The following is a 22,786-nucleotide window of genomic DNA, read 5'->3' on the forward strand; positions in this document are numbered from 1 at the left end:
TAACTGCCGCAGGCTGCATCGCCTGATGCAGCCATGAACCCACCCAGACCCGACCAGGCAACCACATCCATGACGTGAATCCGACAGGCTGCTAGACCGCGCGGGAATGGCGCCCGGTTTGGCCGGCCAGTTCGGCGTCGAAGCACGCCGCCACATGCCGCACCAGCGGCCGGCCCGGAGGCAGCACCTCGATGGCGCCACCCCCGAGGCTGATCAGCCCATCCTCGGCGAGGCGCCTCAGCGCCGGAAGCGCCGAGCCAAGCAGCGCCTCGGGCAGCGCAGACAGGTCAAGGCGGAAATCGCAGAGAATCCGCTCCATGGCCTGCCAGCGCGCCACCTCCTCCGCCGTCCGCGCCCGTCCCCTGGCGACCGGCAGTTGCCCGGCTGCGATGGCGGCCAGATAGCGCCGTTCGTCGGCGATGTTCTGCGCGAAGCCTTCCGGCACGCAGGCGATCGCGCTCGCCCCCAGGCCGAGCAAACTTGTCGCCGTGTCCGTGGTATAGCCCTGGAAGTTCCGCCGCAGCCTGCCCTGCCGCGCGGCCAGTGCCATGGAGTCGGCCGGGCGGGCGAAGTGGTCCAGCCCGATCTCGACATAACCCGCCTCGACCAGCACCGCGGCGGCGCGGCGTTGCTGCGCCAGCCGTTCCGTGGTGCCCGGTAGAGTCGCGGCATCGATGGCCTTCTGCTGCGCCCGCATCCAGGGCACATGGGCATAGCCGAACACCGAGACTCGATCCGCCCCGAGCGATGCGGCAAAGCCGGCCGTGGCGGCGACATCTGCCTCGGTCTGCCCCGGCAGCCCGTAGATCATGTCGAGGGAGATGGCGCCGATGCCGGCCCCCCGCAGGCGTTCGACGGCCAGCCCCACCACATCGGCCGGCTGCAACCGGCCCATCAGCGCCTGCACCCGCGGCGAGATGTCCTGCAGCCCGATACTGGCCCGCGTGACTCCGGCGGTGGCGAGGGCGGCGATAAAGGCCTCGTCCAACCGCCGGGGGTCGAGTTCGATCGCGATCTCGGCGCCGGGTACAGTGGGGAAGCGCGCCTTGATCGCCTCCACCAGCCTCAGGAACTGCGCGGCCCCCAGGATGGACGGCGTGCCGCCCCCGAAATGCAGATGCGACAGCCCCGGGCTATTGGGCAGGGCCGCGGCGAGCAGAGCAAGTTCCGCGTGCAAGGCCTCGGCATAGCGCCCGATTCGTGCCTCCGATCGGGTCGGCTGGGCGTGGCAGCCGCAGTACCAGCACAGCTCGCGGCAAAACAGCACATGGGCGTAGAGCGAGATGCTGCTCGCCTGGGACTTGGCCAGCCAACCGCGCCAGTCCTCCTCCCTCATCGGCGCGAACTGGGCCGCGGTTGGGTAGGAGGTGTAGCGCGGCACATTGGCCGTGGCGTAGCCATGCAGCCGGTCGGGATCGGAAAGGGCCATGGCTCATGCCTGACATCGGCCCCGTGCCGCCGCATTGATCGGGCGCAAGCCGAGTGCCTCGGGAAAGGCCGCCAATGCAGGATCCGCATGGCTCAATTTCCTACATATGGTGGGTGACTTCGAATTCTTCCCACCATATGTTGCTTCTGCCGACTCGCGCGGTGTCAGAGCGGGCGGCCAGAAAGGCTTCACTATGGATGGTTCCCTGCCCGGCGCCCGGATGGCGCGACATGCCCCGATCCCCGGCGCCAGCTTCGGTGAAACGCCGCTGCCGGCACGCGCCCTCGACCCCGGCATGGGGCTCGCTGTCGCCCGCCGCACGGTGTTCCGGCCCGAGGACCAGGAGGATTTCGGCCGCGTCGCGGATCGGGTCGCCGCCGGCAACATGGCCCTGCTCGGCGACCGGGGCGCGGTCTCGGGCGAAGAGGCGCGGCTGCGCAACGCCATCGCCACCGGCGCGCTGCTCACCTCCGGCCGCCATTTGCAGCATGGCGACGCGCGGCAGCCTGGGCGCAACATGGAGGTCTTCACCAATTGCGCGACCGCCATCGCCTCCTTCACGCTGTTCTATCTGTTACTGAACGGCAGCGGCGTCGGCCGCGCCTATGATGACGAGCTGGTCGCGGTGGATTGGGGCCAGGCGCCCCGGCTGCTGCTGCGACTGGATGAAACCCACGCCGATTTTCCCCGCACGCGGGAGGCCCTGCACCGCTTTGGCGCCGAATTCGGCCTGTTGCCCTGGGGCACCAGCCTCGACGCATTTTCCGCGGCGCAGGACGCCGAGATCCGCGACTGGATCGCCCGGGAATTCGTGACCGAAGGCACGGCGCTGCCCGCCGGCACCCACAGCCATGTCGTCGCCGACAGCCGCGAAGGCTGGGCCAAGGCGGTGGAGCTGCTGGAAAGCCTCGCCTTCGCCGAAGCCTCCGACCAGACGCTGCTGCTGGATTTCTCCGCGATCCGCCCCTGCGGCGCGCCGATCGGCGGGATGCAGGGCCGCCCGGCCTCCGGCCCGCTGTCGCTGATGCGCGGCTTCGTGAACCTGCGCAGCCATGTCATCGAACCCGCGCGCCATCGCGCCGCCGATGACGCGGCGATGGCGCCCTGGGAACAGGCGCTGCTGGTCGATCACCACCTCTCGGTCGAGGTGCAGGTCGGCGGGGCCCGGCGCGCCGCGCGGATGGCAACGAAGTCCTGGCGCGATGCCGGCATCTTCCGCTTCATCCGGGCCAAATCCGAAGGCGGGCTATGGACCGCCAACCACTCCGTCATGGTGGATGCCGGATTCTGGGAGGGTGTGCGGGCGGCACGCGCCGGCAGCGACGCACCGCTCGACCGCCACGCGCTCGCCGTCTTCGAGGAGACGACCCGCTGCGCCTTCATCAATGGCGAGCCAGGCTTCATCAATGGCGACCGGCTGGAGGATCACCGCACGGGCACCGCCTGGGCCAAGCCCGCCCATGAGGACGGGCGGGATGTACGCTCGGCCCGCTACCAGGCGGATCATGCGGTGCCGCTGCTGGCGGCCCTCGCCCGCCGCGCGCAATCCGCGCGCTTCCCCGTCACCACCAACCCTTGTGGCGAGATCACGCTGCACGTCACCGGCGGCTATTGCGTGATCGCCGATTTCGCACCGCTGCTCGCCTGTCCGGTTCCGCTGGCGGAGATCGTGCCGGGCGCGGTACCGCCCCGGGTCGCGGCGCTTTGGGATGCGCGGGTGGAGGACAGCGTGCGGCTCGGCGTGCGGTTCCTGACGCGCGCCAACCTGATGGATGCGCTCTACGCCGAAGAAGTCCGCCGCACCAACCGCATGGGGATCGGCCCGACCGGGCTGCATGAATGGGCCTGGATGCGCTGGGGGCTGGACTTCAACGACCTGCTGGACGAGGCGCGCTCAGCGCCCTTCTGGGCCATGCTGTCGCGCCTGTCGGAAGCGGCGAAGGCGGAGGCCGTGGCCTATGCCGATGACCTCGGGCTGACGCACCCCTTCACCATCACCACCGTCAAACCCGCCGGCACCACCAGCAAGCTGTTCGGCCTGACCGAGGGCGCGCATCTGCCGGCGCGGCGGCAATACCTGCGGTGGGTGCAGTTCAAGGGCAGCCGCGACAATGCCGGCGGTTGGACCAGCGATAGCGACCGCCTGCTGCCCGACTACGAGGCACGGGGCTATCCGGTGCGGGTGCTCCAGTCGTTTCCCGGCATGGCGGTGGTCGGCTTCCCCACGCTGACCTTGATGCAGCGCCTGGGTGTGGGTGAGCGTCTGGTCACGGCGCCGGACGCCTCGCCCGAGGCGCAGTATCGCTGGCTCTGGCTGCTGGAGCGGCATTGGATCGGCGCGATCGCCGGCAACCAGGTCTCCTACACCTTGAAGCTGTTTACCGACCGGCACGATCTGGGCCAGTTCCGCGAGATACTGCTCGCGCATCAGCCCGGCATCCGCTGCTGCGCGATCCTGCCGAGCCGGCCGGATCACGCTCTGGGGTACGAGTATCTGCCGGAGGAAGAGGTCTCGGAGGATCATTTCGCCGCCTTGGTCGCGGCGATCGCGGACCCCAGCCTGCATGAGGCGGTCGATGCCGCCCACCTGCAATGCGCGGGCGGCGTCTGCCCGATCTGAGCTGGGAGCCGCTTCAGTCCAGCGTCTCCAGCAGCCCGCAGATCACCTCCCCGCGCGGCGCCAGGTCCCGCCACAGGATGTGCTCGAAGGGCGCATGCGCCCCCGCGCCGGTGCAGCCCAGCCCATCCAGGGTCGGGATGCCCAGTGCGGCGGTGAAATTGCCGTCCGAGCCGCCGCCGCGATGCTGCTTCGGCAAATGATACCCCGCCGCCTGCGCCAGAGCCTGCGCCCGCGCATACATCCCGAGGCTGGCCTCGCTCTCCACCATCGGCGGGCGGTTCATGCCGCCGGTGATCTCGATCCGCACGCCATCGCGCATCCCGGCCATGGCCAGGATGCGGGCCTCCATCTCCTCGCCATCGGCAACGGTGCCGACCCGGAGGTCGATCTCGCACCCAGCCTCGGGCGGGACCACGTTCGGCCGGCTGCCGCCCCAGACCGGGGCGACATTGGTGGTCACCCCCCGGTCCAGATCGACCAGCGCATGGACCTCGGTGATCAGCCGGGCCAGGGCCACCACGGCGCTGCGCCCATCCGGCCAATTGCCGCCGGAATGGGCCGAGACGCCATGGAACTTGACCTCGAACCGCCCCACGCCCTTGCGCGCGGTGACGCAGGCGCCCTGCGTGCCGCCGGCGGGTTCGGGGATCAGCACATAGGCGGAGGCAGCCGCCTCACGCTCGATCAGGGCGCGGCTGGTCGGGCTGCCGACCTCCTCATCCGGGGTCAGCAGCAAGGTGATCGGGCGGCGGGTCGGGGTCTTCTGGCGCAGGATCTCGCGCACCGCGTGGAAGGCCAGGAAGGACCCCGCCTTCATGTCGTAGATGCCGGGGCCGAAGGCCTTCTCGCCCTCGATGCGGAACGGCATGTCCGAGGTCAGCTTGCCATGGTCCCAGACGGTATCCAGATGGCCGGAAATAAGCACCGGCTTGCCGGCGCCCGGCGTCCGCGCGACCAGGTTGTCGCCATAGCCGTCGCGGCCCGGAATGCGCTCCAGCACCGCGCCGACGCTGGCCAGCCCGGCCTGCGCGCGGTCGATCAGCCGGTTCAACGCTGCCGGATCGGTGGTGGGCGTCTCCATCTCCACCCAGCCGCGAAGCTCCTCCAACAGGGTTTCGCTGGTGCCGAGCTGTGTGATGGCCATGGGGTGTCTCCGTGTCGTCCCGGCTTTGTCACGCCATGGCGCTACCCTGTCCAGACACCCGCCGAGCGCGCAGGATCGCGCCCAAACCAGGGAGACCACCCCTCATGTCAGACGGCGCGTTCTTCGAGGACCTCTCGCTCGGCCAGACGGCCAGCTTCGCCAAGACCATCACCGAGGCCGATATCCTGCTCTTCTCCGCCGTTTCGGGGGACACGAACCCGGTCCATCTGAACCAGGAATTCGCCGAGACCACCGCCTTCAAGGGCCGCATCGCGCATGGGATGCTCTCGGCCGGGCTGATCAGCACCGTGCTCGGGACCAAGCTGCCGGGGCCCGGCACCATCTACCTCGGCCAGACGCTGAAATTCCGCGCGCCCGTCCGCATCGGCGACACGGTGACCGCGACGGTGACCGTCACCTCACTGGATGCGGCGCGGAAGCGGGCGGTGCTCGGCACGGTCTGTTCGGTGGCGGGAAAGCCGGTGATTGATGGCGAGGCGACGGTCATGGTCCCTTCCCGCGAGGCCTGATCCGCGCCACATCCAACCTATGGATGTCTCCGCCCCCCCGACCCCACTCCGGCGCGTCTGCGTCTTCTGCGGCGCGAGCCCCGGGCTGCGCCCGATCTATGCCGAAGCGGCCCGCGCCCTTGGCCAGGCCATCGCCGCGCGCGGGCTGGGCCTGGTCTATGGCGGCGGGCATGTCGGGTTGATGGGCATCGTCGCGGATGCGGCGCTGGCGGCCGGCGCCCCGGTGACGGGCGTGATCCCGGAGGCGCTGCTGCGGCGGGAGGTCGGGCATGGCGCGCTGACCGACCTGCGGGTCGTCGCCACCATGCATGAGCGCAAGGCGATGATGGCCGATCTGGCGGGCGGCTTCATCGTGCTGCCCGGCGGCTTCGGCACGCTGGAGGAAGCCGCCGAGATCCTGACCTGGAGCCAGCTCGGCATCCATCGCAAGGGCCTTGTGTTCCTGGACATCGACGGCTTCTGGTCGCCGCTGATCCACATGTTCGACCACATGGGCGGCGAGGGGTTTTTGCGCCCGCATGTCCGCGAACTGGCCGTGGTGGCCGAAACGCCCGAGGCGGCGCTGGACGCGCTGGCCGGCTTCGCGGCGCCGCCCACCGAATCCTGGCTCACCCCGGCGCAGACATGATGGACCACGCGTGACCCCCTTGCTGCTGTCTTCCTGGCGCGACGTCCCGCGGGCGGCGCGCGGCACCACCCTCGCCCTCGGCAATTTCGACGGCATGCATCGCGGCCACCTCGCGGTGCTGCGCACGGCGCATGCGGCGCGGCCGGACCTGCCGCTGGCCGCCCTGACCTTCGAGCCGCATCCGCGCGAGCATTTTCGGCCCGATGACCCGCCGTTCCGGCTCACTTTGCTGCCGGCCAAGGCACAGGCGTTGCAGGAGGCCGGCTGCAGCGCCGTCTTCGCCATCCCCTTCGATGACGAACTCGCGGCGATGGAAGCAGAGGCCTTCGTGGAGCAGGTGCTCTGGCGCGGGGTTGGGGCCAAGCACCTCTCCTGCGGCGGCGACTTCGCCTTCGGCCACCGCCGTGGCGGCGATGTGGCGGTGCTGAAGCGGCTGGCCGAGGCGCGCGGCATCGGCGTCTCCACCGCACCGATCATCTCCGATGAGGGCGGGCCGATCAGCAGCACCCGCATCCGCCGGCTGTTGCAGGATGGCTACCCGGACCGTGCCGCCCGCGCGCTTGGCCATTCCTGGGAAATCCGCGGGACGGTGGTGCATGGCGACAAGCTCGGCCGGGTGCTGGGCTGGCCGACCGCCAACCTCTGGCTTGGGCGCCACCTGGAGCCGGCGCGGGGTGTCTACGCCGTGACCGTCGTGCTGGCCGATGGCTCGGAGGTGAAGGGGGTGGCCAATGTCGGCCGCCGCCCGACGCTGGGCGGCGACCCGGAGACGCGGTTGGAGGTGCATCTCTTCGACTTTTCGGCGGACCTTTATGGGCAGGAGGTTGGGGTGCGGCTGCATTGCTTCATGCGCGCCGATGCCAAATTCGCGGGGCTGGAGGAGCTGAAGGCCGCCATCGCCGCCGATGCCGCCGCCGCCCGGGTGCTGCTGGCGTGACCCCGCCCGGGCTGCCGGCGCCGCCCTGTCCGGGCCTGCTCGCAGCCTGGCGCTTCCGGCCGGGACAGCCGCCGGAAAACCTCGACGAACCTGCCGCCGCCGCCGCCATTGCAGCCGGGGTGGCCGGTCTGTGGCTGCATTTCGACCTGGTGGACCAGCGGGCGCGGGCCACCATTGCGACCCTGCCCCTGCCCGCCGCCGCCCGCACCGCCTTGCTGGAGCCGGATGACTCCACGCATCTGGATGTGCTGGGCGGCGCGCTCTGCGGCACCATCCCCGATTTCCATTTCGAATCCGACCGTCGCGAGGCCGCCGAGCTGGCACTGCTGCATCTGGCGCTGACCCCTGGCCTGCTGGTCACCGCCCGCCGCCATCCGCTCAGCGTGGTCGGCGCCGTCGCGCGGCGGCCGGAAGGGACCCATCCCGGCGCCGCCCTCGGCGCCATCCTGCGCGGGCTGGCCGAGGCGGCCGGGCAAGCGATCCAGGGCATGTCCGACCGGCTGGCCAGGCTGGAGGATGCGCTGCTGCACACCCCCGACCTCGCGACCGAGCGTGTGGCCCTGGCCGCGATGCGCCGGGCCGCACTCCGCCTGGAACGCAACTTCGGCGCCACCGCCGAGGCGCTCGGGGAGCTGGACCAGGACCCGCCGGAAGGGATGGAGCATGAGGTCTTCGCCCCGGTGTTCCGCGAGGCGCGGCGGTTCGCCGCCCTGTCCCGCAGCCTTGGCACGGTCAAGGAACGCGGGCGGATCGCGCAGGATGAGCTGGCCGGGCTGGCGGCGGAGAAGACCAACCAGCGGCTGTTCGTGCTCTCCGTCATCTCGGCGGTGATGCTGCCGCCGGCGCTGATCGCGGGGATCTTCGGGATGAATGTCGGCAATCTGCCGGGGGTCGAGGCGCCCTGGGGCTTCGCCCTGGCGATGCTGCTCATCATCGGCTCGATCGGCGGCGTGCTGGCCGCGCTGCGCTGGTTTCGGATGATGTGAGGCGCGGCCTCGCTTGACCCCGGCCCGAGCCCGTAAGCATAAGCCCCGCATGGTCAAGCGATCCGCCGCGCGAATTCGCCGCCCCGACCTCTGCCCCGCTGCCTGAGCGGGGGGAGGATCGGGGTCGATACGCCCAAACACACCTCACCGCCGCTGGCCTGGACTGAGACCGATGCCCGATACCGCGACCCCCGCCGCCCCCCGCGATTACCGCGGCACCGTGTTCCTGCCCCGGACGCAATTCCCGATGCGCGGGGATCTGCCGAAGAAGGAGCCGACCTGGCTCGCCCGCTGGAAGGCGCTGGGCCTGCGCGAGCGGATGCGGGACGAGGCCAAGGACCGCCCGCATTTCGTGCTGCATGATGGCCCGCCCTATGCGAATGGCCCGCTGCATATCGGGCACGCGCTGAACAAGATCCTCAAGGATGTGATCAACCGCGCCGCCCAGATGTCCGGGCGCAACGCCGATTACGTGCCGGGCTGGGACTGCCACGGCCTGCCGATCGAGTGGAAGGTCGAGGAAGAATACCGCAAGAAGAACCGCGACAAGGACGCTGTCCCGGTCCTCGACTTCCGCGCCGAGTGCCGCGCCTATGCCCAGACGTGGCTGGACGTGCAGCGCGAGGAATTCCAGCGCCTGGGCGTCTGCGGCGACTGGCAGCACCCCTATGCGACGATGAATTTCTCGTCCGAGGCCGCCATCGCCGGCGAGATCGGCAAGTTCCTGATGAACGGCAGCCTGTATCGCGGGCTGCGGCCGGTGATGTGGAGCCCGGTCGAGAAGACCGCGCTGGCGGACGCCGAGATCGAATACCACGACCACAAGAGCGCGACCCTCTGGGCGCGGTTTCGGGTCACCACCACCCCGGGCGACGTGCCGGCTCCCAACCGTGACCTGTTGGGAGCCAGCGTTATCGCCTGGACCACGACCCCTTGGACCATCCCCGGCAACCGGGCCGTCGCTTATGGTCCAGAGATCGAATATGCATTGATCCATGTTGAGGGTATTGCGGAAGGATCTCTACTTCAGATCGGCGAAGCAATTTTAGTATCCCTCTCGCGCCTCCCAGAGTTTGCGAAAGACACGGGCCTTACCACTCACAGCGTCAAGCGGGTGTTTAGGGGTGAGACACTTGGAGATAACATCACTCTCGCCCATCCTTTGCGTCATGAACTAGCTGGAAACCTACATAATTACGGCTATGATTTCACGGTGAGGCTCCTTCCCGGCGATTTCGTGACCGCCGATGCCGGCACCGGCTTCGTCCACATCGCCCCCAGCCACGGCGAGGATGATTTCGCCCTCGGCCGCGCCAATGGCCTGCCGGTGCCGGAAACCGTCGGCGACGATGGCACCTATACCGCCCAGGCCCCCGGCTTCGAGGGGCTGCACGTCTTCAAGGCCCATACCGCCATCTATGCGGCGATGGAGGCCGCAGGCACGCTGGCCGGCAAGGGTGAGCTGGTCCATTCCTACCCGCATTCCTGGCGGTCCAAGAAGCCGGTCATCTTCCGCGCCACGCCGCAGTGGTTCATCGCCATGGATGACGCCAATGCCATCCGCGACAAGGCGATGGCGGCGATCGCCGAGACCAATTTCGTGCCCGAGGCCGGGCGCAACCGCATGGGGTCCATGGTCGCCTCCCGCCCCGACTGGTGCATCAGCCGCCAGCGCGCCTGGGGCGTGCCGATCGCGGTCTTCGTGGACCGCAAGACCCGCGAGCCGCTCCGCGATGCCGCGGTGCAGGACCGCATCATCGCCACCTTCACCGCCGAGGGCGCGGATGCCTGGTACCAACCCGGCGCGGCGGCGCGGTTCCTCGGCAATGACCGCAACCCGGCCGACTACGAGCAGGTGATGGACATCGTCGATGTCTGGTTCGAAAGCGGCTCCACCCACGCCTTCACCCTGACGCCCGAACGCGGCCTGCCCTTCCCGGCGGATCTGTATCTGGAAGGCTCCGACCAGCATCGCGGCTGGTTCCAGTCCTCGCTGCTGGAAAGCATCGGCACCCGGGGCGTCGCGCCGTTCCGCGCGGTGCTGACGCATGGCTTCGTGCTCGACGAGAAGGGCATGAAGATGTCCAAGAGCGCGGGCAATGTGACCGCGCCGCAGGACGTCATGAAGACCTATGGCGCGGATATCCTGCGCCTTTGGGTCATGTCGTCGGATACCTCGGGCGACCTGCGGATCGGCAAGGGCATCCTGGAGCAGCAGGCGGAGCTGTATCGCCGGCTGCGCAACACGCTGCGCTGGCTGCTCGGCAACCTCGATGGTTTTTCGCCCGCCGAGGAAGTCCCCTACGAGGAGCTGCCCGAGCTGGAACGCTGGCTGCTGCACCGGCTGTCGGAATTCGACACCCGCATCCGCCATGCCGTCGAGACGCATGACTGGACCGAGGTCTATCCCGATCTGCACGGGTTCTGTGCGGGTGACCTCTCGGCCTTCTACTTCGATGTCCGCAAGGATTCGCTCTATTGCGACGAGGCTGGCAGCCATCGCCGCCGTTCGGCGCGCACCGTGCTGGACGCGCTGCATCGCTGCCTGACCGCCTGGCTGGCGCCGGTGCTGGTGTTCACGGCCGAGGAAGCCTGGCTGGCCCGCTTTCCTTCCGAGACGGATAGCGTCCATTTGCAGCAATTCCCGGAGATTCCGGATGCATGGCGCGACCCGGCGCTCGGCGCCAAATGGGCGCGGGTGCGCGCGCTGCGTGGCGAGGTGACAACAGTGCTGGAACGTGCGCGCGCCAGTGGCGCCATCGGCTCCAGCCTGCAGGCCGCGCCTGGCCTTGCCTTGGCCCCCGAGGATCTAGATCTGCTTCCGTCCGAGATCTGGGCCGAGGTCTGCATCACTTCCGGCTTCACCTTGATCCCCGCCGAGGCCACCGAGGCGAGCTTCGCCCTGGCGCCGGGCCAGAAATGCGAACGCTGCTGGCGCGTCCTGCCCGAGGTCGGGCGATCCGCCGCCCATCCCGGCCTGTGCCTCCGCTGCGAGGCCGCGGTCGGACCGTGAAGCGCGCGCATATCGGGATTGCCCTGCCGCTGGCGCTGTTGGTGCTTGTGGCCGATCAGGCGAGCAAGTGGTGGGTGGGCCAAGTGCTTGACCTGCCCGCGCTGGGGCATCAGGCCCTGTGGCGGGCCGGCCCCTTCGCGCTGGATTTCACCATGGTCTGGAACCGCGGCGTGACCTTCGGCCTGCTTTCGGGCGAAAGCGGCTGGCACCAGGCCCTGCTGGCCGGGATCGCGGGGGTGATCGTGGTGGTGCTGCTGTATTGGCTCTGGCGGGCGGAAAACCGCCTGACCGCGGCGGCGATCGGGGCGCTGGTGGGCGGGGCCATCGGCAACAGCATCGACCGGCTGCGCTGGGGCGCGGTGTTCGACTTTCTGCACGCCCAGGCCTGGGGCTGGTCCTGGTACGTATTCAATGTCGCGGATGCGGCGATTGTTCTGGGGGTAGTGGCGCTGGTGTTTGACAGCCTGTTCCGCCGCCCGGCGGCAGCGTGATGATGCGGCCTCGCGGTTCCCTCTCGACCGACGCCGGGCGTGGCGCTAATCCATGCGTCATGACGACACGGTCTCAGATTACCGCTTCTTCCGCCCGCAAGGGTCTGGTCCTGGTTGCGGCCCTGGCGCCGCTGCTCGGGGCGTGTGGGCAGGACACTGCCCGCAGCCTCGGCTTCACGCGCGACGCGCCGGACGAGTTCCAGGTCGTGACACGGGCGCCGCTTTCGGTGCCGCCCAGCCTATCCAACCTGCCGATCCCGCGACCCGGCGCGCCGCGGCCGCAGGATGGGGCACAGCAGACGACGACGCTGGGGCAGCTCGCCGGCTTCGGCAGCCAGGGCGCCACGCAGCGTTCGGCCGCCGAGTCGGCTTTGCTGGCCCAGGCGGGCCCGAACGTGGGCGGGGATATCCGCCGCCGCGTCGATGAGGAAGCGTTGCGGATGGAGCAGCCGGACCGCTCCGTGGTGGACCGGCTGATGTTCTGGCGCGACACCCCGCCGCCGGGCATTGCGGTCGATCCGGCCCGTGAAAGCCAGCGCCTGCGGGAGAATGCGGCGCTCGGCCGGCCCGGGGTAGAAGGTGAGACGCCCATCATCCAGCGCCAGCGGACCGGTATTTTCGGGGGCAGCGGCATTTTCTAGCAGTCTGTCGTCAATTAAGGGATTCCCCTGGGGAGGAACCCTCGATTCATAGAGGGTCAGCGCTTCGAGGGCTGACCGATGCGGCGTTACGGCCTGCGTGATGACCAGTGGAACGTATGCGCGCCTTGCTTCCTGGCCGGGAGGGGCATGTCGGTGTGACAGCCGCCGACAACCGCCTGTTCGTGGAGGCTGTTTTGTATCGCTACCGGGCAGGCATTCCGTGGCGCGACCTGCAGGAGCGGTTCGGTGACTGGAAGAACGTCCATCGCCGGCACAGCCGGTGGTCCGCATCGGGTGTTTGGGAACGGGTTTTCCAGCACATGTCGGCCGATGCCGGCAATGAATACGCGATGATCGACAGCACCATCGTGCGCGCCCATCAACACAGCGCGGGCGCCCAAAAAAAGTCGAGGCGGACCAAGCCATCGGCCGATCCCGTGGCGGACTGAGCACCAAGATCCATACCTTGGTCGACGCCTTGGGCAATCTGGTCAGCCTTTTCCTCACAGAGGGCTAGGCGCATGACTTGGTTGGTGCCGATCATCTGCTTCCAACCATGCAAGCCAACACGCTCATCGCCGACAAGGCGTTCGATGCCGATACCCGCGTCATCAATCCGCTGACGGCCGTCGGCAAACGAGCCGTCATCCCGTCCCGAGCGCACCGGTAAGTGGCTCGGAGCCCGGACAAGCACCTCTACAAGACACGGCACCTGATCGAGAACTTCTTCGCCAAACTCAAGCAGTTCCGCGCCATCGCAACGCACTACGACAAAACCGCCCGAAATTTCCTCGGTGCCATTCAGCTTGCGGCAGTTACCGTCTGGCTCAATTGGCGACAGGCCCTAAACTGCCCGCGGCCTAGGCAAGAGTCCGGTCAGTCCTCCCCGGATGAAGGAACAGGCGCCAAGCGCCCCTCGTCACTCATCCGTCGCACGCAGCCCATTGGCGCGCAGACGCGCCGCGATGACACCAAAGACCTCGGCGCGTTCCGCCGCGGCTTCCTCGGGGATGGCGATGTATTGCCAGGGCACGCTGCCCATCGACCATTGCCCGGGCGTAAAGGGAAACCCCAACGCATCGAACAGGTCGTAGCCGAGCGCGCGGAAGAGATCAAAGAACTCCTCCTGCGTGTAGTTGTAGTCCTTGGCGCTGTGGCCTCGCCCGTTCTCGAACACCATCAAGGGCCGCTGCCGCCGGATCAGGGCGCGGCCGCCCAGCATCGCGTGGTATTCGCCACCCTCGAGGTCGAGCTTGATGAAGCGGACCGCCGTGGTGTCGGGAAAGATATGGTCGAGCGGCCGTATCGGTACGGTGATGTCCTCTATCTCGACCTTGGCCTTCAACGCCTCGTCCATATCGCGCCGCTGCAGGCCGCTCATGCCGGTGGCGCCATGGAACACGCTGAACATCGCCGTGCCGTCGACCGCGCCAAGGGCCACTTCATGCACCGTCACGCGCGCGGCCACCTCAGCCTGCTCCAGGCGATTTTTGAGGATATGCAGCACAGCGGGCGAAGGTTCGAAGGCATGCACACGCCCGGCCGGCCCCACGGCCTGCGCCATGGGAATGGCGTGGCGCCCGACATTGGCACCGCCATCCAGCGCGGTATCTCCAGGCTTCAGCGCAGCCGTATACAGATCGGTTGTCAGTAGTTCATACATCTCACCTGCTTGCGCAGGGGTGATCGTTGCCAACAACTCCCGATACGCGCGTACCCGCGCATCCGCCGTATCACGGCGCATGCCGTATCCTCCACGAACGACCCAATTTTCTGGTGTTACGGTAACGAATGCAACGCGCTCACATCTAATACATGGGATGTTTTTATAAACACAGACACAGGTTGTCCATTCAAGTCATGTGGCCATCACGAATCGGTGTGAAGCTTTCTCCTCGCCCGACGAATGCCGGCCACCCGTCGCTCACAAGGCCTAGGCTGGACCGAAAGGCCGCCGCGGCGCAACATCACCGGGACGTTCCGGCGCGGTGCTGCCGCTTCTTCTGAGGGAACAGGCGTGGCCGAAGATCCCTATAAAATCCTGGGCGTTGCCCGCGATGCGACGCCGGAGGCCATCAAGAAGGCCTACCGCAAGCTCGCCCGGCAGAACCACCCCGATCTCAACCCCGGCAAGCCCGAGGCGGAGGCGCGGTTCAAGGCCGCCTCCATGGCCAACGACCTGCTGTCCGACCCGGAGCGCCGCGCGCGCTTCGACCGGGGTGAGATCGATGCCGACGGGCAGGAGCAGCGCCCCGCCGGCGGCGGCTATCGCCGCCATGCCGAGGCAGCCCCGGGCGAACGCTACGGTCGCCGCCCGGAGGCAGACGCGTTTGACGACATCTTCGCCGATCTCTTCGCCGCGCGCCGCGCCGCCGAATCGGCTCCCCGCCGGGGAGAAGACAACAGCTATCGCCTGACGGTGCCCTTCCTCTCGGCTGTCCAAGGCTCGACCGAGCGGCTGAACCTGCCCGATGGGCGGGAGTTGAGCGTGAAGATCCCCCCCGGCGTCGAAACCGGCCAGGTGCTGCGGCTTCGTGGCCAGGGCATGCCGGGCCGCAACGGCGGCCCCGCAGGCGATGCCATGATCGAGGTCGCGGTCGCCGAACACCCGCTCTATCGGCGTGAGGGCAGCGACCTTCGGATGGAGCTGCCCGTGTCGCTCAAGGAAGCGGTGCTGGGCGGGCCGGTGCCGGTGCCGACACCCTCCGGCCCGCTGCGGGTGACGCTGCCGCCGCATAGCGACACCGGGCGGCAGATCAGGCTGCGCGGCAAAGGCGTCGCCGCGCATGGCAAGCGGGCGGCAGGGGATCTGTTCCTGACCCTGCGTGTGGTGATCGGCACGCCGGATACCGCGCTGGAAGAATTTCTGCGGGGCTGGGCGCCCGAATCGCCCGGCGATCCACGGGCAGGGATGGAGGCGATGGAATGATGACCCTGGAGCTTCTCTGCGCCCGCTTCACGGCGCTGCACGCCGAGGATCTGCAACGCTGGATCGCCGAAGGCTATGTCCGGCCGGAGGCTGCGGATGGCGATCTGGTCTTCCAGGATATCGACGTCGAGCGCGTGGCGCTCATCCTGGATCTGCGGGAGGCGATGGCGGTGAATGAGGACGCCCTGCCGGTCGTGCTCTCACTGCTGGATCAGCTCTACGCCCTGCGGCGGCGGCTGCGCCGCCTGGGCCTGGAACCCGATAGCCCGGGACCAGACGACGAAGCAGGGTGAAGAAGAAAAAGTGGCGCGCCCGGGAAGGTTCGAACTCCCAACCTCCAGATCCGTAGTCTAGCGCTCTATCCAGTTGAGCTACGGGCGCCGCCTGGGGGAGCGAATAGCGGAGAGGCGGGGGGCAAGCAACCCCCAGCCGCACCGCTTCCGCGATTTCAGGCCGAGAGCTTGTCCAGCTCCCGCATCACCGCCTCGCCCATGACCGTGGTGCCGACGCGGGCGCGGCCCGCCTGCATGATGTCGGCCGTCCGCAAGCCGCCGGCGAGCACGTGCTCCACCGCCGTCTCGATCAGCCGGGCATCTTCCTCCATGCCGAAGGACAGGCGCAGCAGCATCGCGAAGCTCAGCATCTGCGCGCAGGGATTCGCGACGCCCTTGCCCGCGATGTCGGGCGCCGAGCCGTGGATGGGCTCATACAGCGCACGCCTACGGCCATCCGCATCGGTGGCCCCAAGGGTCGCGGAGGGCAGCATGCCGAGCGAGCCGGTCAGCGCCGCTGCCAGATCCGACAGCACATCGCCGAACAGGTTGCTGCCGAGGATCACGTCGAATTGCTTCGGCCGGCTGGCCAGCTGCATCGCGCAATTGTCGGCGTACATGTGGCTCAGCTCGACGTCGGGGTATTCGGCCTGGCCGACCTCGCCGACCACGGCGCGCCACAGCCGGCCGGACTGCATGACATTCGCCTTGTCCACGCTCGTCAGCCGCCCGCTGCGCCGGCGCGCCAGGTCGAAGGCGACGCGGGCGACGCGGGCGATCTCGTGCTCGGTATAGACTTCGGTATCGACGCCGCGGCGGGTGCCGTCGGCCAGCGTCTCGATCCCGCGCGGCTCACCGAAATAGATGCCGCCGGTGCTCTCGCGCACGATCATGATGTCGAGGCCGCGGACCAGCTCGGGCTTGAGGCTGGAGGCATCGACCAACGGCTCCAGCACCTTCGCCGGGCGCAGGTTCGCGAACAGGCCGAGATCCTGGCGCAGGCGCAGGATGCCGAGCTCCGGGCGCTTGTCGAAGGGCAGGCTGTCCCACTTCGGGCCGCCGACGCTGCCGAAGAGCACCGCATCGCAGGCCATCGCCTGCGCGACCGTCTCGTCCGGGCAGGGGTGGCCGGTCGCATCGATCGCGGCGCCGCCGACGAGGCCCTCGTCGATCGAGAAGGTCACGCTGCGGCGGCGGTCCATCCAGTCGATGATGCGGCGGACTTCGCGCATGACCTCGGGGCCGATGCCGTCGCCGGCAAGAACCAACAGTCGCTTGTTGCTGCTCATCGAGCGGTATCCATCAATGCGGTGGTGCCGGGTCCGGCGAGCCAGGGTTTGTCGCTTGCCTGCATGGCTTCGTAGGTCCCGATCGCGGCCGTATGCGCCATGGTCTGGTCGATCTCATCGAGACCTTCGAGCAGCATGTGGCGGCGCAGGGGATCGACCTCGAAGGGGATTTCCTCGCCGTTCGGGCGCACCACCACCTGGCGCTCAAGGTCGATGGTGACGCGGGCATTCGCGCCGAGACGCGCATCATCCATCAGCTGTTCACAGATCTCGCGCGGCAGCTTGATCGGCAGGATGCCGTTCTTGAAGGAATTGCCATGGAAGATATCGGCGAAATCCGGCGCGATGACGCAGCGGATGCCGAAATCCAGCAGCGCCCAGGGCGCATGTTCGCGCGATGAGCCGCAGCCGAAATTCTCGTAGGCGATCAGCACCTCGGCGTGGCGATAGGGTTCGCGGTTCAGCACGAACTCGGGGTTCTCCGAGCCATCGGCGTTGTAGCGCAGCGTATCGAACAGATGCTTGCCGAGGCCGGTGCGCTCGATGGTCTTGAGGTGGCGCGCGGGGATGATCTTGTCGGTATCGACATTGGACAGCGGCAGCGGGGCGGCGATGCCGGTCAGCGTGGTGAAGGCCTTCATGCCGCCAACTCCCGAACATCGGTCAGTCTGCCGGTCACCGCCGCCGCCGCCGCCATGGCGGGCGAGACGAGATGGGTGCGCCCGCCGGGGCCCTGGCGGCCCTCGAAATTGCGGTTGGAGGTGCTGGCGCAGCGCTGGCCCGGCGTCAGCTTGTCCGGGTTCATGCCGAGGCACATGGAGCACCCCGCCTCCCGCCACTCGAAACCGGCATCGAGCAGGATGCGGTCCAGCCCCTCCTCCTCCGCCTGCTTCTTCACGAGGCCGGAGCCCGGCACCACCAGCGCGCGCACGCCCGGGGCCACGTGGCGGCCGCGGGCGATGGCGGCGGCGGCACGGATGTCCTCGATGCGCGAATTGGTGCAGGAGCCGATGAAGACCACATCGACCGGCGTGCCCGCCAGCTTCTGGCCCGGCGTCAGCGCCATGTAATCGACCATGCGCTGCAACTGCGCGCGGCGTTCCGGATCGGGCTCGTCGGCGGGGTCGGGCACGGTGCCGGTGATCGGCACCACCGCCTCGGGGTTGGTGCCCCAGGTCACCATGGGCGCGATCGTCGCGGCGTCGATCGTCACGTCCTTGTCGAACACCGCATCCGCATCGGAGGGCAGCGTCTTCCACCAGGCGATCGCCTGTTCCAGCGCCTCGCCCTTCGGCGCGAATTGTCGCCCGGTGACATAGGCGAAGGTGGTTTCGTCCGGGGCGATCATGCCGGCGCGGGCGCCGGCCTCGATGCTCATGTTGCAGACGGTCATGCGCCCGGCCATGTCCAGCGCGCGGATCGCGGAACCGGCGAATTCGATGACATGGCCGGTGCCGCCGGCGGTGCCGATCTGGCCGATGATCGCGAGCACGATATCCTTGGCGCCGCAGCCGACGGGCAGCGTGCCCTCGACGGTGACGCGCATGTTCTTCGCGGGCTTCTGCAGCAGCGTCTGGGTCGCCATGACGTGCTCGACCTCGCTGGTGCCGATGCCGAAGGCGAGCGCGCCGAGGGCGCCATGCGTGCTGGTGTGGCTGTCGCCGCAGACCAGGGTGACGCCGGGCAGCGACAGGCCAAGCTCGGGCCCGATCACATGCACGATGCCCTGGCGCGCATCGGCCAGCGGGATGTAGGGCACGTCGAATTCGGCGACGTTGCGCTCCAGCGTCGCGATCTGCAGCGCGCTCTCCGGCTCGTTCACCGCGGTCAGGCGATCGGCGGAGGTGGGGACGTTGTGGTCCACCACGCCGATGGTCGCATCGGGGCGCCTGAGCCTGCGGCCGGCCGCGCGAAGCCCTTCGAATGCCTGTGGGCTCGTCACCTCATGGATGAGGTGGCGGTCGATGTAGAGAAGCACGGTGCCATCGGGCAGCGTCTCCACCACATGGGCAGCCCAAATTTTATCGAACAGCGTGCGCGGCGCGTTGGCCATGGCGATCCCCGTCTTGAGTGGGGCCGTCGCGGCGGAAGGGGGCGCGGCCCGTATAGAAAAACGGCCGGGCGGTTTCCCGTCCGGCCGGTTTGGCTCAGGCCCCGGCCACGGCCGTGGTCTTGGCCGGACGGGCCACGACCTTCTCGGCGATACGCGCCGACTTGCCGGTGCGGCCACGCAGATAATACAGCTTGGCGCGACGCACCCGGCCGCGGCGCAGCACGACGATCTCGGTCACGTTCGGGCTGTACAGCGGGAAAACGCGCTCCACGCCCTCGCCATAGGACAGCTTGCGGACGGTGAAGTTGCTGTTCACGCCCTTGTTGGAACGGGCGATCACCACGCCTTCATAGGCCTGGGTGCGGATGCGCTCGCCCTCGACCACCTTCACCATCACCTTGATGGTATCGCCCGGGCCGAATTCCGGCGTGGCGCGAGTGGCGGAGAGGCGAGCCATCTGCTCCGCCTCGAATTGCTGCAACAGGTTCATGACACAAAAATCCTTCCGAAATTGTTCCCTAGTGCGTGCCGGCGGCGGCGGCAAGCGCCCCACCGTGCGACGCACACCGATTCCACAGGTCAGGCCGACGCTCGCGCGTGGCCCGCCGACTTTCTTCGAGGCGCCAGGCGGCGACCTCGGCATGGTGGCCCGAGAGCAGAACGGGCGGCACGTCGCGCCCCTCCCATTCCGCGGGCCGCGTGTAATGCGGATATTCGAGCAGCCCGGCCGAGAAGGATTCCTCCTCCCCGCTTTCCACAGCGCCCATCACGCCCGGCAGCAGCCGCACGCAGGCATCGAGCAGGACCAGTGCCGCGGGCTCACCCCCCGAAAGCACGTAGTCGCCGACCGAAACCTCGATCATCTCCCGCGCCTCGATCACCCGCTGGTCCACGCCTTCATACCGCCCACACAGCAGCACCGCCCCCGGCCCCGCCGCCAGATCGCGCACCAGCGCCTGGGTCAGCGGTTTGCCACGGGGCGTGAGGAAGATGAGGGGACGACCACCGGGCGCGGCGGCCTCGCAGGCGGCATCCACCACATCCGGGCGCATCACCATGCCGGCGCCCCCGCCGAACGGCGTGTCATCCACCTGGCGATGCCGGCCGAGGCCGAAGTCGCGCAGATCCAGCGTCTCGCAGGACCAGACGCCATTCGCCAAAGCCCGCCCGGCCAGAGACTGGCCAAGGGAGCCCGGGAACATCGCCGGAAACAGCGTCAGCAGGGTCGCGCGCCACATCGGATCAATCCGCCGCATCGCGTTGGCCGCCATTGCGGCGGTGCTGCGAACGGCGCGGCAGCGGGCTCGCGCCGGCGATCGCCGTCGCCGGCTCCTCCGACAGGCCGTTCTCGCCGGGCTCGGGCTGCACGATCACCTCATCGGGCAGCGCCACCTGGATCTTTCCGCCCGCGACATCCACCACCGGCACCACCGTGCGGGTGAAGGGCAGCAGGGTTTCCCGGCCCTCCGCATCGCGCAGGGTGAGGAAGGGACCAGCGCCGAAATCCTCGACCGCGACGACGCGGCCTTGCGGCTCGCCTTCGACGGTTGCGGCATCCAGCCCCACCAGATCGGCGAGGTAGAATTCCTCCTCCTCGACCGGCGGCAGCCTTTCACGCGCGACGTAGAGCCGCGTGCCGGTCAGCCGGGCGGCGGCATCGCGATCCGCGACACCCTCGATCCGCGCCACCCCGCCGCCAAGCCAGCCGAGCGCGAAGGTGCGAACGCCCTCCGCATCCGTCAGCGGCCCGTAGGAGGCGATGTCGGAAGGCTCGGTCGTGAAGGCGTGGATCTTCACCAGCCCCCGCACGCCATGGGGCCGGCCGATCTCACCTACCAGGATACGGGGGTCGGGCATGATCTAGCGGATCAGGCCGCGGCCTTGGCGGCGCGTTCCTGCGCCTTCTTCTTCGGCAGCGACTGGATCGGCTGCTCCGGAAACACCGGCATCGGCGCGAGGCCGGCCTTGCCCAGGAACTTCGCGACGCGGTCGGTGGCCAGCGCACCGACGCTCAGCCAATGCGTCACGCGCTCGGCGCGCAGACGGATGCGGTCGGCGTGGTCGGAGGGCAGCATCGGATCGTAGGAACCGATCTTCTCGATGAAGCGGCCATCGCGCGGGCTGCGGCTGTCGGCCACAACGATGTGATAATACGGACGCTTCTTGGCGCCGGCGCGGGCGAGGCGAATCTTGATGCCCATGGTCAGTCAGTCTCCTGTGATCAGAACGGTCGTTTGTTACCAAGGCCGGGCATGAGGGCAGCCAATCCGCCGCGCATCATGCCCTTTTGGCCAAGCTTGCTCATCCGCTTCATCATCGCGGACATTTCGTCGAACTGCTTCAGCATGCGGTTGACCTCCTGCACGGAGGAGCCGGAGCCGGCAGCGATACGTTTCTTGCGCGACGCCTTGATGATGTCGGGCGTGCGGCGTTCCTTCTTCGTCATGCTGCCGATGATGGCGGCCTGACGCTTCAGGATGGTGGTGTCGAGGTTGGCGCCCTCAAGCTGCGCCTTGATCTTGCCGACACCGGGCAGCATCCCGAGGATGCCCGACAGGCTGCCCATCTTGCCGATCTGCTTCAGCTGGTTCGCGTAGTCTTCCAGCGTGAACAGGCCCTTCTGCATCCGGGCCGCCATCTTCTCGGCCTCGGCCTGGTCGATGGTCTCGGCCGCTTTCTCGACGAGGGAGACGATGTCGCCCATGCCGAGGATGCGGGAGGCGATGCGGTCGGGGTGGAATTCCTCCAGCGCGTCCAGCTTCTCGCCGGCGCCCAGCAGCTTGATCGGCGCGCCGGTGACGGCACGCATCGACAGCGCCGCACCGCCGCGCGCATCGCCGTCCACGCGGGTCATGACGATGCCCGTGACGGCGAGGCGCTCGTTGAAGGCGCGCGCGGTCTGCACCGCGTCCTGGCCGGTCATGGCATCCACGACCAGCAATGTCTCATGCGGATTGGTCGCGAATTTTACCGCCGCGACCTCGGCCATCAACTCCTCGTCGATCGAGAGGCGGCCGGCGGTGTCGAGGATGACGACGTCGAAGTAGCCGCGCCGGGCCTCGTCCATCGCGCGGGCGGCGATGGCCAGCGGGCCCTCGCCCGGCACGATCGCCAGCGAGACCACGCCCGCCTGCTCGGCCAGCACGGCAAGCTGGCGCTGGGCGGCGGGGCGCTGGGTGTCCAGGCTCGCGACCAGCACCTTCTTGCGCTGCTTGTCGCGCAGGCGGAGGGCGATCTTGCCGGTGGTGGTGGTCTTGCCCGAGCCCTGGAGCCCGACCATCAGGATCGCGACCGGGGAGGGCGCGTTGAGGTCGATGCCGCGGATGCCGGTATCGCCCTCGCCACCGCCGAGCGCCTCGACCAGCACGTCGTTGACGATCTTGATGACCTGCTGCGCGGGGGAGACCGAGCGCAGCACCTCCTGCCCGACCGCGCGTTCCCGCACCTTGGTCGTGAGGTCCTTGACCACCGAGAGCGCGACATCGGCCTCCAGCAGCGCCACGCGAACCTCGCGCAGGGCTTCGGCCACGTCTTCCTCACGCAATGCGCCACGTCGGCGCAGGCGGTCGAAGACGCCGTTCAGTCGGTTCGAGAGGGTCTCGAACATCGGGGGCAGGTTTCCCTAAGCCGTGGTACGAAGCCGCCCAAACGATATCGCGCCGCTGCGCGAGCCTTCGCGGAGCGGCGGCGTCCCCCCGATATGAGGCGACGGAAGGGGCCTGGGCGGTCCCGTGGAGGGCCGCGTATGAAGCGCGCCCGAAAATGAGTCAACCGAAATGCCGTTGCGTGCCCAGATGGCACTTGACTCGACTTGTCTGAGATAT

21 protein-coding genes, 1 tRNA gene and 1 pseudogene are annotated in these 22,786 nt (G+C 68.6%); 11 read left to right on the forward strand and 12 right to left on the reverse strand.

Features of this window, described 5'->3' with window-relative positions:
• Positions 1 to 91: 91 nt before the first annotated feature.
• On the reverse strand, positions 92 to 1,429 hold the full coding sequence (hemN, locus tag C8P66_RS21815) for an oxygen-independent coproporphyrinogen III oxidase (protein ID WP_111400409.1): 1,338 nt from the start codon (positions 1,427 to 1,429) through the stop codon (positions 92 to 94).
• Between the two features lie 220 nt (positions 1,430 to 1,649).
• Here hemN and C8P66_RS21820 point away from each other — a divergent pair, with 220 nt between their 5' ends.
• Positions 1,650 to 4,049, forward strand: coding sequence for a recombinase (locus tag C8P66_RS21820; protein WP_408882273.1), 2,400 nt, complete (start codon positions 1,650 to 1,652; stop codon positions 4,047 to 4,049).
• 13 nt (positions 4,050 to 4,062) lie between these two features.
• Here the strand turns inward: C8P66_RS21820 and C8P66_RS21825 are convergent, their stop codons facing one another.
• Complete coding sequence (locus C8P66_RS21825) at positions 4,063 to 5,193, reverse strand: M20 family metallopeptidase (protein ID WP_111400411.1); 1,131 nt, start codon at positions 5,191 to 5,193, stop codon at positions 4,063 to 4,065.
• Between the two features lie 104 nt (positions 5,194 to 5,297).
• Here C8P66_RS21825 and C8P66_RS21830 point away from each other — a divergent pair, with 104 nt between their 5' ends.
• From C8P66_RS21830 to C8P66_RS21865, 8 genes and pseudogenes are all read left to right on the forward strand, one after another.
• On the forward strand, positions 5,298 to 5,723 hold the full coding sequence (locus C8P66_RS21830) for a MaoC family dehydratase (RefSeq protein ID WP_111400412.1): 426 nt from the start codon (positions 5,298 to 5,300) through the stop codon (positions 5,721 to 5,723).
• 19 nt (positions 5,724 to 5,742) lie between these two features.
• Positions 5,743 to 6,351 (forward strand): LOG family protein, encoded by a 609-nt coding sequence (locus C8P66_RS21835; RefSeq protein WP_111400413.1) that lies wholly within the window; start codon positions 5,743 to 5,745, stop codon positions 6,349 to 6,351.
• Between the two features lie 10 nt (positions 6,352 to 6,361).
• Entirely contained in the window at positions 6,362 to 7,288 is a 927-nt protein-coding gene (locus C8P66_RS21840) for a bifunctional riboflavin kinase/FAD synthetase (RefSeq protein WP_170141600.1), read from the forward strand.
• Positions 7,285 to 8,274 (forward strand): CorA family divalent cation transporter, encoded by a 990-nt coding sequence (locus C8P66_RS21845; protein WP_158537347.1) that lies wholly within the window; start codon positions 7,285 to 7,287, stop codon positions 8,272 to 8,274. The genes C8P66_RS21840 and C8P66_RS21845 overlap by 4 nt, the downstream gene beginning before the upstream one ends.
• A gap of 172 nt (positions 8,275 to 8,446) precedes the next feature.
• A complete protein-coding gene (gene ileS / locus C8P66_RS21850) occupies positions 8,447 to 11,287 on the forward strand; it encodes an isoleucine--tRNA ligase (RefSeq protein ID WP_111400415.1) in 2,841 nt (946 codons plus the stop codon).
• Positions 11,284 to 11,778 carry a signal peptidase II gene (gene lspA / locus C8P66_RS21855; RefSeq protein ID WP_245903733.1) on the forward strand — a complete coding sequence of 165 codons (495 nt, stop codon included), beginning with the start codon at positions 11,284 to 11,286 and terminating at the stop codon, positions 11,776 to 11,778. The genes ileS and lspA overlap by 4 nt, the downstream gene beginning before the upstream one ends.
• A 59-nt stretch (positions 11,779 to 11,837) precedes the next feature.
• Positions 11,838 to 12,419 carry a DUF3035 domain-containing protein gene (locus C8P66_RS21860; protein WP_111400417.1) on the forward strand — a complete coding sequence of 194 codons (582 nt, stop codon included), beginning with the start codon at positions 11,838 to 11,840 and terminating at the stop codon, positions 12,417 to 12,419.
• Between the two features lie 78 nt (positions 12,420 to 12,497).
• Positions 12,498 to 13,245 (forward strand): annotated as a pseudogene (locus tag C8P66_RS21865) (IS5 family transposase); the annotation flags it as partial.
• Between the two features lie 93 nt (positions 13,246 to 13,338).
• On the opposite strand, the gene C8P66_RS21870 reads toward C8P66_RS21865, so the two are convergent.
• On the reverse strand, positions 13,339 to 14,163 hold the full coding sequence (locus tag C8P66_RS21870; RefSeq protein WP_111400418.1) for an FkbM family methyltransferase: 825 nt from the start codon (positions 14,161 to 14,163) through the stop codon (positions 13,339 to 13,341).
• Between the two features lie 273 nt (positions 14,164 to 14,436).
• On the opposite strand from C8P66_RS21870, the gene C8P66_RS21875 reads away from it, so the two are divergent.
• Entirely contained in the window at positions 14,437 to 15,348 is a 912-nt protein-coding gene (locus tag C8P66_RS21875) for a DnaJ C-terminal domain-containing protein (RefSeq protein ID WP_111400419.1), read from the forward strand.
• Positions 15,348 to 15,641 carry a chaperone modulator CbpM gene (locus tag C8P66_RS21880; RefSeq protein WP_158537348.1) on the forward strand — a complete coding sequence of 98 codons (294 nt, stop codon included), beginning with the start codon at positions 15,348 to 15,350 and terminating at the stop codon, positions 15,639 to 15,641. The genes C8P66_RS21875 and C8P66_RS21880 overlap by 1 nt, the downstream gene beginning before the upstream one ends.
• An 11-nt stretch (positions 15,642 to 15,652) precedes the next feature.
• On the opposite strand, the gene C8P66_RS21885 is transcribed toward C8P66_RS21880, so the two are convergent.
• From C8P66_RS21885 to ffh, 9 genes are all read right to left on the reverse strand, one after another.
• Positions 15,653 to 15,729 (reverse strand) — tRNA-Arg (locus tag C8P66_RS21885).
• Positions 15,730 to 15,796: 67 nt separating this feature from the next.
• Entirely contained in the window at positions 15,797 to 16,909 is a 1,113-nt protein-coding gene (leuB, locus tag C8P66_RS21890) for a 3-isopropylmalate dehydrogenase (protein WP_111400421.1), read from the reverse strand.
• Positions 16,906 to 17,550, reverse strand: a complete 645-nt coding sequence (leuD, locus tag C8P66_RS21895; RefSeq protein ID WP_111400422.1) for a 3-isopropylmalate dehydratase small subunit — start codon at positions 17,548 to 17,550, stop codon at positions 16,906 to 16,908. Before leuD ends, leuB begins: the two co-directional genes overlap by 4 nt.
• Complete coding sequence (gene leuC, locus C8P66_RS21900) at positions 17,547 to 18,962, reverse strand: 3-isopropylmalate dehydratase large subunit (protein ID WP_111400423.1); 1,416 nt, start codon at positions 18,960 to 18,962, stop codon at positions 17,547 to 17,549. The genes leuD and leuC overlap by 4 nt, the downstream gene beginning before the upstream one ends.
• Positions 18,963 to 19,056: 94 nt before the next feature.
• Positions 19,057 to 19,452: a 50S ribosomal protein L19 gene (rplS, locus tag C8P66_RS21905; protein WP_111400424.1), complete on the reverse strand. Its 396-nt coding sequence runs from the start codon at positions 19,450 to 19,452 to the stop codon at positions 19,057 to 19,059.
• A 28-nt stretch (positions 19,453 to 19,480) separates the two neighbouring features.
• A complete protein-coding gene (gene trmD, locus C8P66_RS21910; protein ID WP_111400435.1) occupies positions 19,481 to 20,200 on the reverse strand; it encodes a tRNA (guanosine(37)-N1)-methyltransferase TrmD in 720 nt (239 codons plus the stop codon).
• Between the two features lie 4 nt (positions 20,201 to 20,204).
• Positions 20,205 to 20,819, reverse strand: coding sequence for a ribosome maturation factor RimM (gene rimM, locus C8P66_RS21915; RefSeq protein ID WP_111400425.1), 615 nt, complete (start codon positions 20,817 to 20,819; stop codon positions 20,205 to 20,207).
• An 11-nt stretch (positions 20,820 to 20,830) separates the two neighbouring features.
• Complete coding sequence (gene rpsP / locus C8P66_RS21920) at positions 20,831 to 21,163, reverse strand: 30S ribosomal protein S16 (RefSeq protein ID WP_111400426.1); 333 nt, start codon at positions 21,161 to 21,163, stop codon at positions 20,831 to 20,833.
• A 20-nt stretch (positions 21,164 to 21,183) separates the two neighbouring features.
• Positions 21,184 to 22,569 carry a signal recognition particle protein gene (gene ffh / locus C8P66_RS21925; RefSeq protein WP_111400427.1) on the reverse strand — a complete coding sequence of 462 codons (1,386 nt, stop codon included), beginning with the start codon at positions 22,567 to 22,569 and terminating at the stop codon, positions 21,184 to 21,186.
• Positions 22,570 to 22,786 lie beyond the last annotated feature (217 nt).

This window comes from Humitalea rosea (assembly GCF_003253705.1).
GTDB lineage: Bacteria > Pseudomonadota > Alphaproteobacteria > Acetobacterales > Acetobacteraceae > Humitalea > Humitalea rosea.

Bases quoted from the DNA above. Each gene is read 5' to 3' on its own strand.
- trmD (WP_111400435.1), bottom strand. From the start codon at position 20,200: ATGTGGCGCGCGACCCTGCTGACGCTGTTTCCGGCGATGTTCCCGGGC.
- C8P66_RS21830 (WP_111400412.1), top strand. From the start codon at position 5,298: ATGTCAGACGGCGCGTTCTTCGAGGACCTCTCGCTCGGCCAGACGGCC.
- rplS (WP_111400424.1), bottom strand. From the start codon at position 19,452: ATGAACCTGTTGCAGCAATTCGAGGCGGAGCAGATGGCTCGCCTCTCC.
- C8P66_RS21825 (WP_111400411.1), bottom strand. From the start codon at position 5,193: ATGGCCATCACACAGCTCGGCACCAGCGAAACCCTGTTGGAGGAGCTT.
- ffh (WP_111400427.1), bottom strand. From the start codon at position 22,569: ATGTTCGAGACCCTCTCGAACCGACTGAACGGCGTCTTCGACCGCCTG.
- ileS (WP_111400415.1), top strand. From the start codon at position 8,447: ATGCCCGATACCGCGACCCCCGCCGCCCCCCGCGATTACCGCGGCACC.
- leuC (WP_111400423.1), bottom strand. From the start codon at position 18,962: ATGGCCAACGCGCCGCGCACGCTGTTCGATAAAATTTGGGCTGCCCAT.
- C8P66_RS21820 (WP_408882273.1), top strand. From the start codon at position 1,650: ATGGCGCGACATGCCCCGATCCCCGGCGCCAGCTTCGGTGAAACGCCG.
- C8P66_RS21870 (WP_111400418.1), bottom strand. From the start codon at position 14,163: ATGCGCCGTGATACGGCGGATGCGCGGGTACGCGCGTATCGGGAGTTG.
- C8P66_RS21835 (WP_111400413.1), top strand. From the start codon at position 5,743: ATGGATGTCTCCGCCCCCCCGACCCCACTCCGGCGCGTCTGCGTCTTC.
- C8P66_RS21860 (WP_111400417.1), top strand. From the start codon at position 11,838: ATGACGACACGGTCTCAGATTACCGCTTCTTCCGCCCGCAAGGGTCTG.
- rimM (WP_111400425.1), bottom strand. From the start codon at position 20,819: ATGCCCGACCCCCGTATCCTGGTAGGTGAGATCGGCCGGCCCCATGGC.
- C8P66_RS21880 (WP_158537348.1), top strand. From the start codon at position 15,348: ATGACCCTGGAGCTTCTCTGCGCCCGCTTCACGGCGCTGCACGCCGAG.
- leuB (WP_111400421.1), bottom strand. From the start codon at position 16,909: ATGAGCAGCAACAAGCGACTGTTGGTTCTTGCCGGCGACGGCATCGGC.
- rpsP (WP_111400426.1), bottom strand. From the start codon at position 21,163: ATGGGCATCAAGATTCGCCTCGCCCGCGCCGGCGCCAAGAAGCGTCCG.
- leuD (WP_111400422.1), bottom strand. From the start codon at position 17,550: ATGAAGGCCTTCACCACGCTGACCGGCATCGCCGCCCCGCTGCCGCTG.
- hemN (WP_111400409.1), bottom strand. From the start codon at position 1,429: ATGGCCCTTTCCGATCCCGACCGGCTGCATGGCTACGCCACGGCCAAT.